Origin of the sequence: Selenomonas sp. AE3005, assembly GCF_000686945.1 — a bacterium.
In the GTDB taxonomy this organism is placed as follows: Bacteria; Bacillota; Negativicutes; order Selenomonadales; family Selenomonadaceae; genus Selenomonas_A.
Genome location: NZ_KK366041.1, coordinates 21685 through 37982, shown reverse-complemented (window position 1 = coordinate 37982; position 16298 = coordinate 21685). Strand labels below are relative to the sequence as shown.

17 protein-coding genes are annotated in these 16298 nt (G+C 40.7%); all 17 read left to right on the top strand.

Going from position 1 to position 16298, the window contains the following annotated elements:
* Positions 1 to 6: 6 nt before the first annotated feature.
* On the top strand, positions 7 to 513 hold the full coding sequence (locus DL94_RS0113340) for a hypothetical protein (protein ID WP_028130590.1): 507 nt from the start codon (positions 7 to 9) through the stop codon (positions 511 to 513).
* Complete coding sequence (locus tag DL94_RS15920; RefSeq protein ID WP_051586469.1) at positions 510 to 1730, top strand: nucleotidyltransferase domain-containing protein; 1221 nt, start codon at positions 510 to 512, stop codon at positions 1728 to 1730. Before DL94_RS0113340 ends, DL94_RS15920 begins: the two co-directional genes overlap by 4 nt.
* A 3-nt stretch (positions 1731 to 1733) precedes the next feature.
* A complete protein-coding gene (locus DL94_RS0113325; protein ID WP_028130589.1) occupies positions 1734 to 2102 on the top strand; it encodes a nucleotidyltransferase domain-containing protein in 369 nt (122 codons plus the stop codon).
* 52 nt (positions 2103 to 2154) lie between these two features.
* A complete protein-coding gene (locus DL94_RS0113320) occupies positions 2155 to 2895 on the top strand; it encodes a metallophosphoesterase family protein (RefSeq protein ID WP_028130588.1) in 741 nt (246 codons plus the stop codon).
* Positions 2896 to 2897: 2 nt separating this feature from the next.
* Positions 2898 to 3227, top strand: a complete 330-nt coding sequence (locus DL94_RS0113315; RefSeq protein WP_028130587.1) for a TnpV protein — start codon at positions 2898 to 2900, stop codon at positions 3225 to 3227.
* A 10-nt stretch (positions 3228 to 3237) separates the two neighbouring features.
* Entirely contained in the window at positions 3238 to 3546 is a 309-nt protein-coding gene (locus tag DL94_RS0113310; RefSeq protein ID WP_037371968.1) for a hypothetical protein, read from the top strand.
* Positions 3547 to 3557: 11 nt separating this feature from the next.
* Positions 3558 to 3893 (top strand): TnpV protein, encoded by a 336-nt coding sequence (locus DL94_RS0113305; RefSeq protein ID WP_028130585.1) that lies wholly within the window; start codon positions 3558 to 3560, stop codon positions 3891 to 3893.
* A gap of 34 nt (positions 3894 to 3927) precedes the next feature.
* Entirely contained in the window at positions 3928 to 4770 is an 843-nt protein-coding gene (locus DL94_RS16215; protein WP_072023129.1) for a nucleotidyltransferase family protein, read from the top strand.
* A 65-nt stretch (positions 4771 to 4835) separates the two neighbouring features.
* Complete coding sequence (locus DL94_RS0113290) at positions 4836 to 5783, top strand: hypothetical protein (protein ID WP_028130584.1); 948 nt, start codon at positions 4836 to 4838, stop codon at positions 5781 to 5783.
* Positions 5784 to 5806: 23 nt separating this feature from the next.
* Positions 5807 to 6454, top strand: coding sequence for a hypothetical protein (locus tag DL94_RS0113285; protein WP_028130583.1), 648 nt, complete (start codon positions 5807 to 5809; stop codon positions 6452 to 6454).
* Positions 6432 to 6767, top strand: a complete 336-nt coding sequence (locus DL94_RS14965) for a hypothetical protein (RefSeq protein WP_156031888.1) — start codon at positions 6432 to 6434, stop codon at positions 6765 to 6767. The genes DL94_RS0113285 and DL94_RS14965 overlap by 23 nt, the downstream gene beginning before the upstream one ends.
* Positions 6760 to 7278 (top strand): hypothetical protein, encoded by a 519-nt coding sequence (locus tag DL94_RS0113275; protein ID WP_028130582.1) that lies wholly within the window; start codon positions 6760 to 6762, stop codon positions 7276 to 7278. The genes DL94_RS14965 and DL94_RS0113275 overlap by 8 nt, the downstream gene beginning before the upstream one ends.
* Before the next feature lie 9 nt (positions 7279 to 7287).
* Positions 7288 to 7473 (top strand): hypothetical protein, encoded by a 186-nt coding sequence (locus DL94_RS16210; protein ID WP_156031885.1) that lies wholly within the window; start codon positions 7288 to 7290, stop codon positions 7471 to 7473.
* Between the two features lie 309 nt (positions 7474 to 7782).
* Entirely contained in the window at positions 7783 to 12036 is a 4254-nt protein-coding gene (locus DL94_RS0113270) for a hypothetical protein (protein ID WP_028130581.1), read from the top strand.
* Positions 12023 to 14347: a hypothetical protein gene (locus DL94_RS0113265; protein ID WP_028130580.1), complete on the top strand. Its 2325-nt coding sequence runs from the start codon at positions 12023 to 12025 to the stop codon at positions 14345 to 14347. Before DL94_RS0113270 ends, DL94_RS0113265 begins: the two co-directional genes overlap by 14 nt.
* A gap of 225 nt (positions 14348 to 14572) precedes the next feature.
* Positions 14573 to 16072: a Y-family DNA polymerase gene (locus DL94_RS0113260; protein ID WP_028130579.1), complete on the top strand. Its 1500-nt coding sequence runs from the start codon at positions 14573 to 14575 to the stop codon at positions 16070 to 16072.
* Complete coding sequence (locus DL94_RS14960; RefSeq protein WP_051586468.1) at positions 16069 to 16260, top strand: hypothetical protein; 192 nt, start codon at positions 16069 to 16071, stop codon at positions 16258 to 16260. Before DL94_RS0113260 ends, DL94_RS14960 begins: the two co-directional genes overlap by 4 nt.
* Positions 16261 to 16298 lie beyond the last annotated feature (38 nt).

Below are 16298 nucleotides of genomic sequence, written 5' to 3'. Positions count from 1 at the left end.
ATCATTATGTCAAATATAAGATGGCACATTAACTTTTATCAGTCACGGCATGGGGCTAACATGCGGATATTCTATTCCATGTCAAAGGAGGAAATATTGAAGTTCTTGGGGATTGATGAGTACAATGAAAGTTATTTTAGGGAACTGGAAGGCAGATGGCGTCCGAGAGAGGAAGAATATGGAGCACATCATACGATAGAGTTTATAGCTGATAGGGAAGAAGGTGTGGTGTTCCTGGGAGATATGACGCCGGAGAATGAGGAAAAGTATGGAGATGGCGCTATTTTGCAGGAACGCTTTCAGCACATGCTGGAGGATTATAAAAAGGAGTATGTGAAGGATATTCCCAAGTATAGGAAATTGATTAAGGATTGTATGAGGGCATGGATATGTAATAAAAAGGATCAAGTGGCAGAAATATTGGGGATTCTGAAGAAATGCGAAAAGGATATGGATGCAGAAACCCAGCTTGAATACTGGGAGCTGCAGGCGTCTTTGAAGGAGCAGTCATGATTTACCTGATTACAGATACGCATCTGGGGCATGCCAACATGGTCAAACACTGCGGCCGGCCGGAGAATTTCACGAAACTTATTTATAACAACTGGGCTAAGAAAGTCAGAGCGGATGATACGGTTATTCATTTGGGGGATATTGCCTGGACGGCGGCAGATTTACAGAAGATGATGAAACTGCCAGGCAGGAAAATCCTTATCCGTGGCAACCATGACAAACGGCGCACGCAGGAGTATATGGATATGGGCTTTGTACTGGTGGCTGATGAATTGACCATGGATTTTGACGGTATGAAGGTATTGTTTACGCATAAGCCGAAGTTTGGGCATACAGCGGATATCAATATTCATGGGCATTTGCACAGCCTGCATCGGGAAGATATGTCAAGGCTCTACTGGCCCCTTAGCTTGGAACACATGGGTTATCGGCCGGTGGCGCTGAATCAGGATGTGCTGCACCAGCTGCATTCGTGGGCAGGCAGAAAGCATATTCCGTCGCTGAGCGAATTAGTGGCCTTTCGGCAGGACTATCTGGGAGCGCCAAGATTGGTTGACTATATCGGCAATACGCTGCTGCAGCTGGATAAAGCCCCGGAACTGGTCATCAGTGCCGGCGAAACCATCACGATACCACTATCTGAGCTGATAAGGTTCAGCTATGGGCCGGAACATGTGTATATGGTGCTGAAGGAGGATTTCTTTAGCAACCATATTGCGGATAAGAAACTAAGCCTCTGTAAAATAACGGGAAGTGATGGCCATGCTGCCGAGGCCACTGTCAAAGCCTGCCGGTATGAAGTGTTGGAAAATAGTGCAGGCGTGACGGGGAAAATGGTTATTGTTTGGCTGCAGACAAGAGGTGAGGCCCGCATTATAGAACATGTGAAGACGTTGCTCAGCATCTATGCAGGGGAGCTGCGTAAGATATATGGTGAGCGTCTGGTGAAGGTGGCTTTGTATGGTTCCTATGCGCGGGGGGATTATCGGGCGGATTCGGATGTTAATGTATTAGTCCTGGTCGACGGCCGGGAGGATGAACTGCAGAAGTTTAACGATGCCCTGTTTGGCATGACGTTTGATTTCAATATGGAAAATGACATTGATATTCAGGTCGTGCCCATGAGCACTGAGTATTACCATAAATGGGAAAAGGCACATCCGTTGCTGCTGAACATAAAAGAAGATGGGTGGATTTGCTATAAGAAAGAGGGATAAATAATGTGGCTGGCTTTTGCTAAGCCGTTTTTGAACATTAACAAGATATTTCCTACACAACAGAAGGCTGTGGCTGAAATGATTGAGGTTTGTAAAAAAATCCCCAATATCAGGAAAATAATTATATTTGGCAGCAGTGTAACGCCCAGATGCAACCCTGAGAGCGATATTGATATTTATTTTGAAACGGCAAAAGAAATGAATAAGTGGCCGTCAATCGGCAGCCATACTGTGGTATTTGATAAGTGGGATAATTTTACGGTTGATAAAAACCTGTATGATGAAATCATGAAAACAGGTGTGCTTGTTTATGAACGGCAGGAGCATGATGATTCCGTAAAGGGCGGTGCTGATTATGACGGTAGTAAATAAGGCGGAACTAGCATAAAACTCTCATTTAATGAATTTAGGAAGGAGAACTGCAATGAGAAAACTGGAGGATTACAAGCGGATTATTTCTATTGGAGATATTCATGGCCACTATGACAAAGCCGTGGAACTGTGGGAGAAAATCCATTTTAATGATGGCGAAGACCTGCTGATTTTCCATGGCGATTATATCGACAGGGGCGCAGAATCCGTCCGCACGCTGCAGTTTGTAAAGTCGCTCGTGGAAAGCCATGAAAACATTATCGCCCTGAAAGGCAACCACGAGGATTTTATGCAGAACTTCTTTGAAATATATTCCATTGAGGAGGCGGACTGGTGGAATCTGTATGATTTATGGCTTGACCCGCGCAACGGCGGTGATGTGACGCTGAAACAGCTAAGCAAGCTCGACCGCCGGGAGTTTTATAAACTGCTGCGTTTTGTCCGGCAGATGCCCCTGTATTTGGAACTGGGGGATTATTTCTTCGTCCATGCAGGTGTGCATCCCCGCAAAGAGAACCCCGCTGAGCAGACGGAACATGATTTTCTCTGGATTCGGGATAAGTTCCTGAAATACTACAGTGGAAAGCAGACTGTCGTGGCAGGACATACGCCGGTACAGTATCTGGACAGGACATGCAGTAGTCCGTATCTGCTGTCCAATAACATTCTGCTGATAGATACCGGCACAGCCTTTGGGCAGGAGCTGTCGGCAGTGAATGTGCTGGACATGACCTATATGCAAAGCGGCAGTCCTACGGCTGAATGGAAAGAAATTGAGAATATCGAGGAATAAACATGTATATGACAGACGAAGAGCTTTTGGCGAAAAACTATGGCTTCTGGGGAAATGCGCGCAAAGATTTTATGTATAAGTACCGCACAGCTGATTGGGGATTTTTGCAGGAGACAGAAAAACTGGACAGATATCTGACGGTGTTTAATAACAGAATCACTCTAAAGGAACACCACATGCTTGATAAGGCGCTGCTAAGGTCAGGCCTAATGGCATCTATAAGAACCATGGATAAGAACGAATGGGTGTCCAGATGTATGCGTGTAAGAGAGTCCCTGCGAAAGCTCCTGCTAAAAGAGATGGTCTATGAAATTGACTTGTGGCAGTGGTAATGAGGTATATATGGTAACTGCAACGTATATTTTCAACGAAGAAAAAGTAATCGCTGCCGGTAAAACGGTGGAAGAAATGATGGCACCTATCCGGAAAATGCTTTTGGAAAATGGAGCAGAGGAAATAGCCCCGGGAGTATTCTGTAAAGATGGTTTTTATGCAATGGATGTTATTGATTTACCTTTAATCTATATAAGGAAACATTTGAAATATTTAGATGCCCTGGATATATGGACTATGGATATAGATGGTGAAGTAGAAGATTGTAAAGAAGGAATGATTAACTATTACAAAAAACGTGGATATGCACTTGAATAATGGAGGAAAATATGCCAACAGGAACAGAACACGGCTACTGGCGCAGTATCTGTAAAAAATACATGCAGGAACAAAGAGCTGATGATTGGCGTTATTTGCTGAAAATCGGCAGGACAGATACATTTTTGAACGTGGTTGACCAAAAATTCTACGAGAAAGAATACTCGGTTCCCATGGAAGAATACGGTGTGACCGAAGAATTAAAGGTCAAAGACCCCATGGCATGGATTCAGCGCTACAACCAGGTGCGAGCACAAATCAAAGAACGCCTGCAGCAGGAAATGGAAGATTTTTGTGCAGACTATGTGGACTTATTCAAAGAGGCAAGAAAGCATGGTGAAAGTTAAAGGCCATGACGCATAGATCTTGAGGTGAACAAAGATGAAATACGTAACCGGCAGACACGCCATGAACCTTCCCTGCAGTCTGGGCACATGGGGGGATTACCGTACTTCTGCGGTCAATTGGGATAAGCTGACAATATTGGACTCTGAAGACAGTGTTTTTGGTGATTACGGTATCGAGACGGGCAGGACAATACCTTTTCTGGCGGATAACAAAGAATACAACATAGCCAACCATATCCGCGCATTTTTAGACCTCCTGACATTAGGTGATTACGCCTCCGCAGAGGGAATGAAGGAAGAGTATATCTGTAATGACGCCTTCACTGAGGAAATCTTTGCCAAGGTATCCATGCTGCGCTCCAGGCCCAACTGGCAGATAATCGATCTGTTCATGGAACATGAATACTTAAATCAATGGGAGCTTTATAAAAAGGGCATACTTAACGATTCCACGCAAAACACCAAGCCAATACTCGAAATACAGGCAGCCATTATTCCCATACTGCAGGCCTATCAAATAAAAGCAGCCTTTCTGTACGGTTCGTATGCCCGCGGTGAAGCCACCTGGAAAAGTGATATTGATTTACGTCTGGACATTGCTGGCAGTAAAGCATTGAGGCATTGGAATTTAGGCGGTTTGTTCATAAAACTAAAAACAGCGTTACATTGCCAAATTGATTTAACGACAGCGCCTTTGGAAGATATAACTGATGAATATTTTCGGGAAACGCTACAACGTGATGAAATTAAAATATATGACGCAAATTTAAGATATACAATCAGCCACAGGGATAAGCCGGTATACTATGATACTTTCTATGAAAGTCTGAAAGCCCATGGACTGTTGGCACAGGTGAAAAATGAGGAAGGAATGTGAGTAAATACAGAAAGTGACATCCGTTAGAGCACTCAGTAATTTATATGGGGAAAGGTGAATTTTACATGTATAAGCTCAATAAAAAATTTATCAATAACAGAATTGAAGAAATAAGTGGAACGAATAAATATCGCCGTTCTGAAAGGCATACGTTTCCTTTTGCGGAAGCGGAAGAAGCAATCGTAAGAGTATCTGGCGTAGACCCTGACATCGTTTGTGATGCGATATATGAGGAGGCGTATACCGATGATGAAGATTTTGTCAAAAGCGTAGCAGACGCCTTAAGTGCAAAAGTGGAGGAAGTTGCCACGTTGGTAAAGGCGGAGGAGGGCAGGCTGCCGCTGATAAGAGACTTGAGAATACCGTATATCTACTGGTGTGATGTACGCAGAATTGCATCAATCCAGGAAGAAAAGAAGATTTCCAAAGAAGAAATCCATGATTTTATGAGAAGGAAAATGGGACTGTCACATGGCGAAGTAGAGGCGTTGCTGAAAGGAGTCCCAACTCAGGATGCCAAAAGGGTTTCGTATTTGGCACTCTGCCTGGGGTATGATTCATTCGGCATAGTAAGAGCCAAAGAGGTAGGAATACTGCGTTCAAGAAGGCAGGAGCCGAATATTAAGGAGCATTGTTATTATTCTTTTTCCAAAGATGAATTTCGTAGAGCCATAGGCAGGCGGCAAATAACACAATGTGATATAGACCTGTTTGAGCGTGTGTTTAACAGGCTGCATAAAACCTGGACGTTTGACAGGAAGATGAAGAGGATAAGGTTTGAGAAGGGGAAATTCAATTTATGTGCGGAGGCTACTCAGCATAATGACCTTTTTCATGGAAATAGTGATGAAATAGAAAGGAAGGTAAAAAAGACTCTGGCGTATATGCATGCACGGTATTTGTTGATGGAGGCAGTAGGAAATCCCAGCTTTTATGAGATTCTAAGCGAAGTGGGAAATAAAGATGAATTTCCCAAATGGCTTTGGGAAATGCTGAACCTTATTTATGATTAAAGATAAGAAGAGAGATGACAAAGATGATAAATCCTTTTTTGGACTTTTCGGATGGAACAAAGGTTATCTGTTCTGATCCGATAAATATTGACGGCAGAATGTGTGTGCGTGTCATTTTTGAACGCTGGAGCGCCGAGCGCAACGATTATGACCGTATGGAGTGCCTGCTGCCGGATGGGGAAATGACGGGGGTTAAAGGTTTTACGCCGGAGGAAGTACGCTATCATCATGGGAAGATGATTAAGATGCAGGACAATATTCTGGAATGGTCAAGCGAAATGGAGAAAAGCAACATGGTAACTTTTAAATTGATGGAAGTAGATGGCAATATTGCGATCTATCATTACTGGGTAGAAAACAATGAGCAGGAAAAGCCGAATGATTATGGAGTGCTGGCCTTTGACAAGGTGACGCTGAACAGTGAAATACGGAACCTGGCCCCCGATGATTCATGGAATACAATATCGATTGAAGAACGGCTGGAACTGCGGGAGTGGGAAAATGAGCAGAGAAAGGAGCAGGGCAAGCCACCGCTCACAGAAGAGGAATGGCCTGTGCCCAAGAGACCATTGAAAGTTGCTTTTTCAGGGCAGATGGCTTATGTGGAGATAAAAAGAGAGTTTAAAAATAAGGGGGCTTTGCCGGAGGATGGGAGGAATTACTGGTACTAAGCAGTTTTCGTTAGAGATGCGAACAAGTATAAAATATGAGCTGCACTGGGTAAAAGCCCGGACTTTAGGTGCAGACACATATCATGATGAACAGCATGGCACATTTGGCAGCCTTGCTGCAGCCCAGGATGCTGTGCGAAGATGGTGGAACGAAAATCATTTTAAGCCGCCCTATATCCGTGAAATCGTGGATGACAAGGGGGCGCACTGGTGGGACTACGGTGCCCATAATTGTTTTTATTGTTTTAAGGAAGCCTTACATCATAGATGGGAAGAAAAGTATAAATGTGGAGAAGGGGAAAATTATGAATAAGCCGAAACGAACAGGATATAAATATGATGCTGCGTACATTAAGTATGTCGAAAATGGTGAATCGAAAGCTGTATATATTACAAGGGATATCGTGGAGGCAGTCAACACAGATGGCAAGTGGATTGATGTGCTCGACATAGATAGAGACCTGTGGGATGAGTCGCATTGGCGGACAAATTACTTCACCGTAGAATTGTTTCCCCGCCAAACTAAACCCGAATATCCCAAGAATGCCAGTCTCGAAGAAAAGAAGTATATTACCTGGCAGACAGCTCGTACAGATATTGACAAGCAGCGCCGACAAGGATATAAGGGGGATAAGTATAGGATTTATCCACAGCTTGTGAATTTGAACAAGGGCAAATACATAACCGTACGTGCTTTGTGGAATAAACGTTTTGAACAATGGGTGCCGTCTGATAGTATGACTCCATCATGCGAGTGGAGGAAAAGGCGCATGAAGATGAATCCCAAGTGGGAGTATCAGATTAAGAAAGTTCAGAAGCTGTAACTGATATATATGGATAATGGCGGCGGACCTACCCGCAACAGCTTTCTTGTGGCCAAGCTATCACAGGTTCTCGATTGCCCAAGCTATGATTTTGCAAAACGGAAATCAGAGGTGGGCGATGATTCGGATGATTTAAAAGTTCATGAAGCCCTGTATTCGGCTCCGCTTGACTATGATATAAGTCACTTTAGATAACTTAACTTATAACTGGCAGCATAATGGCATTTAGCAGGGAAAACTCATACAGTAATTAAAACGGCTGGAAAAATGACAAGTCAATAAACAAGCCGGGCGGCTGACGAGTCAAATTGACCTGTCAGCCGCCTAATACGGAACCTGGCCCCCGGAGATTCATGGAGTACAATATCGATTGAAGAACGGTTGGACCTGCGAGAGTGGGAAAATCAGCAGAGGAAGGAGCAGGGCAAGCCGCCGCTTACGGAAGAAGAATGGCCTGTGTCCAATATAAATAAAGGTAGTTTTGTATATTTGGGAGGAGTAATTATGAATTATAAACAGTGTCCGGATATAGCATTACTGTATAAAGAGTTTTACGAACAGTATCAAATGGATTATCGTCACAATATGATGTTAGTAGATGCAGCTACCGGACAAGGAAAAACATATTCATTTCTTTGGTTTGCAGAAGCACTACTGGAGGGAAAAATAGAACCAAAGGTAAACCATAGAAAAGATGGCGATATTATAAAGGAATTTAAGCTATTTTATATCTATCCCAAGAAATTGGATGCCCCTATTCAGGATATAAATAATGGTTCATTTCCTAAGCTGAAAGAAAATTATGTTATTTTACATTCTCGCTTGGACGCTTTGAAAGAATGCTGGGGAGATAATTTTTCAGAATTAAAGGAAGAAGGAATGGTTCAAAAAGTAGAACAAATGATTACACCATTCATAGAATATTGCGAAAGATTTGGTGGAAAACTAGCCCCTTATTTAGAAAATTTTTTAAAGAGTTATCGAGATTGTGCAAAAATGTATTATCATTATATCTTGATGACCGGGAAAAATGATAATACAAATATCGAATGTTCCACGTATTATAGTCAAATATTTTTGTTGAAAAAAGATGATGCTTTTGAAATAGCTAATTATAGAGTCATGGTTACGAACTTAAAAATAATATTGAAAAAAATAGCTGAAATCAATGAATGGGAAGATTATGAAAATATATACAAAGAAGAACGAATTTTTGGGATATTTCGAAAGTTATTTCCTGCAATGGAATTATTTAATCCTAAACGTAAGGTCTTTTTTATGACAGCTGCAAAAGCACTGCGGATTATTGATCCAATTATTGCACCATCATTTTATTTTAATTCGATTAGAAAGCAATTTTCATCTAAGCCGGTTATTCACTTATTTATTGATGAACTAGATGAGTTTATAATTGAATATAATAAAATTCGATATGATGAGGCAAGAAATAATCGATATGGAATTATCGGATTAGCACAACAACTTTTAAAACTACGCTATAAGCGGTTATCGAAATTAGGCAAAGGTTTTCATGGTGAATTAGAAGGTGAAAATAAGGTACTTCATAACAAAATAACCAAATATTGCGAACAAATAGACAGTAAAATCGATAATATTCTGGAAAAATATCCTTTTTTGCCTAATGATTTTAAATTTGAAAATGATGAACCGGAGTTTATTTACTTAGCTATATTTGGCTATCCATTATTAAGATGTTCATTATCGAATCATGAAAGTGAAAAAAATATATTTGAATATATTATGCCATATAAAGATGGAGATTCTGATGAATGGTCACCGCATAATAAAATATGTTCCACTGTTGGAAAAAAGGAAAAGCAAGATGATAATAATTATTTAAAGTTACGTGATTTTATACATGATATTACCATGTTTAATCGCAGCGTGATTGCCAAAATATCCTTTATTGTACGCATCTATCATGAATTGATAAATAAAAAGATAATACGGAGTAAATCGAATAAAGAAAACAATTATAATGAAGATTTAAGTATCTTTCGTGAAATTAATTTGAAACAATGCGTAACGACGGTGTTGGACGAGTTTGGCTTATATGATTCCAATACGAGCATATATGCCAATCCATATGTGAGTTTAGTGCTGCAAGAATTAAGCCGCGATACTTTTGGTTATCGTAGGAACAATAAATTCCTGTTTATTCCGGCTGTTTATTCGTTTTTTAATCGTGGTTATCATATAGTGTGGCCAAAACAGGATTATAGTCATTATCAAAAAGATGATATATCATCATGTGATTGTGTATCGTCATGTGAAAATTTTTTCCTTCATTTAACATCGCCAAACAATAAAAATCTTTCTGCTGATAATAAGTTGAGAAACGATAATGATAGTCATGTGTTGATTTATGGCCTTTCCGCTACGTCACATTATGATTCAATTCTTACAAATCTTAACTATAATTACATTTCTGATATTGGAGACAAAATACTATATTATCCTTCAGATAATCTTTGTCGAGTGATAAGCCGAAACTTCGATTCGAAAAATCGCTTTAATACTAAAAAACAGGAGGTTAATGTATCTTGTATTGTTCCTGATGAGAAACTAATAGAAATATCTACTCAGGATATAAAAGATGAAATATGTAAAAGATTACATTATTACCGAAAAAAAGACCTTTGTGATGCCTTGGCTGATATAGGTGTTGAGGATTCTGTAGGCTATGCAGAAGATTTTTATGAAGAATTAGAAATTTTGATACAAAAAATAAAAGCTGACGGAAAAATGGAGTACAGGATGCGATATATTTGTATTTTTCTTGAGTGTTTCCGCAGTTTCTTGGATAATGATATTCGTTCCTTTCTGTTTTTTAATACGGCTTCATTATGTGAGTATGAACATTTTTTGAAAAGAGCTGCTTTAGTCATTGCCGTATTAAATAATTATATTCATACAAAATATGAATTTTATGAATGTGATAAATGGTTATATTTCTTTAAGGCAACTCATTTTCGCGATGAAAAAACGGAATATGATGTTAATGAAAAGAATTTACGTCCTGTTCTATTCCGATTGGCAAAAGGAGAGCGTGCTTTCATTATTACCTCATACGCATCGGCCGGGCGTTCGTTTAATCCAATTTATCCGGCGCCATTTCAGGATTTATATGATGAAAGGATTCATTGCATAGGAGATGATGATGATGTAACCGAATTTGAAAGAAAACGTCTCAAAATAATAAAGGCAGGAAAGCAGCATTACGAAGAACAAGTTAATCGTTGGTTTAATCATCAAATCTCATCAGATCCGTTTATTATGGTTGACTTTCAGGGATGTTATACCGGTATGCCTACATATGTTTTCCCGTTTATCATGCCACAAGATAAGATGAACATTATTTCAAAACTTCCTGAAGCATTTATCCAAGGATTGGACTATCTTTGTAGACTTAGAGATTATAATGAAATATCTATTGACGAATTTAAGACCGGGCTGAATAATTATGCATTAAAAATCATTCAAGATGAAAATACGAAAACATTTAATAATTTTAGTCCAAAAAAATTGATTAGTACGCAAATATCAGCTTTGCAAATCGTCGTACAAGCGATAGGGCGTATTACACGTGGGAAAAACAGATACAGTGAAATAATGATTTGCGTGCAAAATGAATTGTTAAAGTATCCATGGCAGATTATTTATGGCGCATCAAAACTTAATCATAATCATTATATTAAAATCATTATGGAGGAAGCAAATAAACGTGGTGTTAGTCCAGACTATTCATATGAGCAGCATATTGAACAATTAAATAAACAACATCTTATAACAGCATCTAATAATTTTGGAAAACTGTTATCGGAAATCGCCCAACACTTTGGGGAAGAAGGCCAAAGTAAAGCCGATGAACTTGCTAGATTGAAGTTTGATGACCTGCATACTTATTGCTTACAAAACTATGTTAAGTGCAGAGATTCATCAGATTTTCTGTATCCTAGCATAGAGGGAGCGAAAGAGCGAAATATATTTATTCGCTCTCTGACAGGAAAACCAATTTGCAAAAGATATTATAAATTTGAGAACAATAGGCAAACCGGTCGATATGTGCGTATTTCTGAGGTTAGTGATACTCCTCCGGGAGATGGATGGTCTGAGATGTCTGCGGATGCATTACAATTGCCATTGTATGATCAATGTATAGAGTTCCACGAAGCTTTTAAAAAATTGCATATTCCTATAGAATGGGAGCCGCAACTGTATCTTCCAGTACCATCTTTTTTTGAACAGGTTTGTAAGGGACGTATTGGTGAAATCATACAGGATGTTTTCCTGTCAAAATATTTGGGGTATACGCCGAAGGCTTTATCAGAAAATATTTACGAGCTTTTTGATAGAGCAATCAAAGAGGCTTCAGGTATATACTTTGATGCTAAATTTATGACAGAAAACAGCTTTCACGATTATGTCGAATCTTCTTATAGTTTAGGTCATTTATCGAAAAAAATAAAAACAGTTATCGACAGTGGAAAGGATATACAAGGAGTTGTCATTATAAATACACGGATTTTGAGCAATCGTGTAAACACTCCAATACTTACTCCGAAGAAATACTTTATCGAATTAGAAGACAGAAAACTACATATTCTTCAAATCCCGCAACTGCTTAAGCCTATTGTGGGAAAATACTTGGTTGATAATATTTGTGATGAGGCCAAAGAGGCTATAAAAAATTTTATTGCGGATATGATAGGAGGGGAAAATAATGGCAAAAATTAAAATAAATCAATTTGTTAATGATGTGGTAAATTGGGAGTCGTTGAATAAGCGTTATTATCTGTTTCGCCTATCCTCGGATAGAGATAAAGACTTAAAGTTCCAATATGATGTTTTCTTTGAACATATAAAAAACGCGAAACTTTCTTCTGTTGTATCATGTCTATATAATGGTTTTGGAGAAAGAGCTGTGTATATTCTTTTCAAAAAGGATAATAACATTGATGAGCAGGATTATCATATAGCTTTGCACAATTATACTAAGGAAAATTGTGGCGATTCAGGTTATCACATTCAGATAATTAAAAGTGAACAGGATTTGAGATTTTATAGGAAATATCAGGATAGTACATCTATTATCAGGCAGTTGTTTCTTAATGCTGTGACATGGCAGGATCCGTTCAGTAATTCGACTGGAAGATGTCTAATAGTACAGAAAACGAGGAAAGCCGGTAACGGTACAGTTGCGCCTGCTTTAGAACTTCGGGTTGATGAACGTAATATTTTATCGTTTAAGGTAGTAACATTTGCGTCAATTCAAGGGGATAATTGGTATTTTTGGAATAAGGGTAAAAAAAGACCACGGGAGCAGTTTTTAGTTGGTGGGAATTATATGCGGCGATGCAAGTATAGGGATATACCCAGCGATGAAATTCTTAATGGTGTTTTTGTGCAAAAAAAACCTTGGTTCTTAAGAAACAGGAAAGAAGAGCTTGCCTTTCTGTTAAAAGGGAAGGATGAAAAATCTGCCAAATTGTATCAAATGCATAACGTATTGGAATCTGCGTCAAACATTGCAGGTGATATTATATCTTTTGTGTTTAAGGAAATAGATGCAACTGAAATTCGCTCATATAAAAGGAATAAAAAACAGAAATTCGATGAGAATATGGAGATGATTAGTCCTGTGCCGCAGGATAAGCTATGGGCTGAAATGATATATAAGTGGACAACAAATATCCATCTGGATATTTGCTTTGCCAGAGATTGTGACTCGATAGGTGTCCCGCAGTCACTTTATTTTAGGGCGTTACAGAATGCTTTTGCGTCATACTTTAAATCTGTAGAATGCTGTGAAATGAGCGATAAACCTTACATGAAATGGGATGGTTTAAATCGTGTGGGCATGATTATCTTGGGAAAAGATCGCAATGACTATCAAGGGCAACATGAAAATGATCCATATTATGACAAAGAAAATGTACTGGGGGTTTCTGTTCGTTTGACTAGCAAAACTGTGCAACAAGTTATCATCGATAGAAATGATGGGTATCAGGGTTTGATAAGAACGGAACTTATGGAACTTCGTGAGATAGCTGATATTCGCCAGCAAATTAGTTCATTTTATTTGACTGGTGGAAAAAATCTTTTAGAGTCAGATTTACTGCTTTGCACCAAAAATCCTAATCCCGGAAAATATTTGTATAAAGATGAAGCGCTTTACTTTAGTATTCTCTCTCCCAATGGTACAATGAAATTTATGAAAGAAGGTGTTGATACGGAGCGAGAAATTTCAGATAAACAGCTTGCGTGTATGTATCGTAGCATAGAAAGAAAGGATAAACCAATTACCTTAGCTGGTATGACTGAATGGAAAGGCAAAACAGTGAACTTTGGAATATCATTGGGAAAAATCTATCCCTTGCCTAATTATAGAGAATTCTATGATTTTGTGAAGGCAGGTAGAGAAGTAGAAACTAAAGGTCTGTCTTTAAAAACATGGTATAATACCGTAAGTATGGACGGAGATAAAACATATCCATTGGTAGCTTGTTTAAAAGATATGATAAAAAATAATGGTGAAAGTGAATATATCACCTTTTCTGGCTTAAAAAAAGCATATAAAGAATATAAAGCAAGCGTAAATGTTTTTCCTGAAGATTTGCGGAAGAAATTGCCTGATGGTGTAACGGATAGATCGATGTTTTTAACAGTGCAAAAAATAATAAAAGAAAAACTGAATATTGATATAAAATTAAACTATAGAAGTGGTGAAATTATAGACAGGTATTATCGTATGATGCTGGGGTTACATGCTGCCTTTATGGAAGATGGTAAACATATCTACTATTGGCGCGGTCAAAATGGCGGAATTCGTGCAAGTGTATTAGAGCGCGGTACTCCGGCGCGGGAGATATATCTGGAAGGGTTATGTGATTTAGACGAGCGCAAGGAGTTTTTATATCATTGCCTGCTGCCCTTTTTAACATTTGAGCATATAAAATGGGGGGAGGATACAGCATGGCCTATGCCGTATAAATATTTACGAGAATTTATCAATCTACATGTGCGTGAGACAGCGGCAGGGGGTTAAGAGACCATTTATATCAGCTATGAATCTACGGCCTCATCTTCTGGTGAATAGCAAATTAGACGAATGTCACTACTTAGGCTGTGCATAGCCTGCAGGGGAATGTGATTTATAAGTTGCCATAATATTTAACATGGGCGGCTGACAAGTCAAATTTCACTTGTCAGCCGTCATTTATTTTGCTACACTATGTGTAAGTAGATTACACGAATTACACAGGTGTATGTTATGGATAAGGAAAGTTACATTGCCATTGACCTCAAATCTTTCTACGCGTCGGTGGAGTGTGTGGAAAGAGGCCTTGATCCTCTGACCACCAATCTGGTGGTGGCTGACGAAAGCCGCACGGAAAAGACCATCTGCCTGGCGGCCACGCCGTCTATCAAGGCTTATGGTATATCGGGGCGGGCAAGGCTGTTTGAGGTGGTGGAGAAAGTCAAATTTGCCAACGGTGCCCGGCGGTATTTTGCTCCCGGTAAAAAGCTGCAGGGGGAGTCTTTTGACGCGCTGGAACTGGCGAAAAATCCACGCTTGGCTATAGGTTACATCGTGGCCCCGCCGCGCATGGCGCTTTATATGGAATACAGCTCTCGGGTGTATGGCGTGTACCTGCGCTTTGTTTCACCTATGGACGTCCACCCGTATTCCATTGATGAGGTGTTTATCCATGCCACGCCGTACCTGAAAACCTGCCGCCTGACCGCCCACGAACTGGCCTTGCAGATGGTGCGGGCCGTGCTGGCAGAAACCGGCATTACGGCCACCGTCGGTATTGGCACGAATATGTACCTGGCCAAGGTGGCTATGGATATCACCGCCAAGCACATGGCCCCCGACAAGGACGGTGTGCGGATTGCGGAACTTGACGAGCAGAGCTACCGCGAAAAAATGTGGGCGCATACGCCTATCACCGATTTTTGGCGCGTGGGCAAAGGCTATGCCGGCCGGCTTTCACGGATGGGGCTTTACTCCATGGGCGACATTGCCAGGTGGTCGCTGACTGTTGACGGGGAAAACTCCCTGTACAAAGCCTTTGGCGTGGCGGCAGAACTCCTGATTGACCATGCCTGGGGCTATGAACCCTGCACCATGGAGGCCGTAAAAAAATACCGCCCGGCAAGTACCAGTCTGTCGAGCGGTCAGGTGCTGCATGTGCCATATAATTACGAACAGGCACGGCTAATCGTCTGGGAAATGGCTGACCAGTTAATCCTTGACCTCGTGGAAAAAGGCTTGGTGACCAATCAGGTGGTGCTGGACGTCGGCTACGATATCTGCAATATTTCCCCGTATTACACAGGGGAAGTGCATATCGACCACTACGGGCGCAGGGTGCCAAAATCCGCCCACGGGACAACGAGCTTGCCCCAATATACATCGTCCACCAAACGCCTGCTTAAAGAGACGCTGGCCCTTTATGAACGCATTGCCAATCCGGCGCTTTACGTCCGCCGGATAAGTATCACCATGGGACGGCTGCTGACTGAGGACAGCCTAACACGTCAAAAAGCGGCGCTGGTGGAGTACAGCCTGTTTGACAACTGGGAAGAACGCGCCCGTCAGGAGCTAAAGGAACAACGTGCCGAAAAACGGGAAAAATCCCTGCAGCATACCATGATTGCCATAAAGCACCGCTTTGGCAAAAACGCTATCCTAAAGGCCGCCAACCTCAAAGAAGAGGCCAGGACAATTATCAGGAACAGCGAGATAGGAGGACACAAGGCATGATAATAGATAGAGATATCAAGGACTACCAGCACATAATCAACCTGCCGCGCCCCGAACCGCAGAGGCACATACGTATGGCCATGCACAAACGCGCCGCCCAATTCGCCCCCTTTGCCGCCTTGACCGGCTATGAAGAAATAGTGCAGGCAACAGCCAAGGCCCACGAAAAAGCAGTGGCGGGCGGTTGAAAGTCAAGTATTACATTTTTTTCTCCAGCACTACACAC

Bases quoted from the DNA above. Each gene is read 5' to 3' on its own strand.
- DL94_RS0113310 (WP_037371968.1), top strand. From the start codon at position 3,238: ATGGTAACTGCAACGTATATTTTCAACGAAGAAAAAGTAATCGCTGCC.
- DL94_RS0113285 (WP_028130583.1), top strand. From the start codon at position 5,807: ATGATAAATCCTTTTTTGGACTTTTCGGATGGAACAAAGGTTATCTGT.
- DL94_RS0113270 (WP_028130581.1), top strand. From the start codon at position 7,783: ATGAATTATAAACAGTGTCCGGATATAGCATTACTGTATAAAGAGTTT.
- DL94_RS0113315 (WP_028130587.1), top strand. From the start codon at position 2,898: ATGTATATGACAGACGAAGAGCTTTTGGCGAAAAACTATGGCTTCTGG.
- DL94_RS0113290 (WP_028130584.1), top strand. From the start codon at position 4,836: ATGTATAAGCTCAATAAAAAATTTATCAATAACAGAATTGAAGAAATA.
- DL94_RS0113265 (WP_028130580.1), top strand. From the start codon at position 12,023: ATGGCAAAAATTAAAATAAATCAATTTGTTAATGATGTGGTAAATTGG.
- DL94_RS0113320 (WP_028130588.1), top strand. From the start codon at position 2,155: ATGAGAAAACTGGAGGATTACAAGCGGATTATTTCTATTGGAGATATT.
- DL94_RS0113260 (WP_028130579.1), top strand. From the start codon at position 14,573: ATGGATAAGGAAAGTTACATTGCCATTGACCTCAAATCTTTCTACGCG.
- DL94_RS14965 (WP_156031888.1), top strand. From the start codon at position 6,432: ATGGGAGGAATTACTGGTACTAAGCAGTTTTCGTTAGAGATGCGAACA.
- DL94_RS16210 (WP_156031885.1), top strand. From the start codon at position 7,288: ATGGATAATGGCGGCGGACCTACCCGCAACAGCTTTCTTGTGGCCAAG.
- DL94_RS0113305 (WP_028130585.1), top strand. From the start codon at position 3,558: ATGCCAACAGGAACAGAACACGGCTACTGGCGCAGTATCTGTAAAAAA.
- DL94_RS0113275 (WP_028130582.1), top strand. From the start codon at position 6,760: ATGAATAAGCCGAAACGAACAGGATATAAATATGATGCTGCGTACATT.
- DL94_RS14960 (WP_051586468.1), top strand. From the start codon at position 16,069: ATGATAATAGATAGAGATATCAAGGACTACCAGCACATAATCAACCTG.
- DL94_RS15920 (WP_051586469.1), top strand. From the start codon at position 510: ATGATTTACCTGATTACAGATACGCATCTGGGGCATGCCAACATGGTC.
- DL94_RS16215 (WP_072023129.1), top strand. From the start codon at position 3,928: ATGAAATACGTAACCGGCAGACACGCCATGAACCTTCCCTGCAGTCTG.
- DL94_RS0113325 (WP_028130589.1), top strand. From the start codon at position 1,734: ATGTGGCTGGCTTTTGCTAAGCCGTTTTTGAACATTAACAAGATATTT.
- DL94_RS0113340 (WP_028130590.1), top strand. From the start codon at position 7: ATGTCAAATATAAGATGGCACATTAACTTTTATCAGTCACGGCATGGG.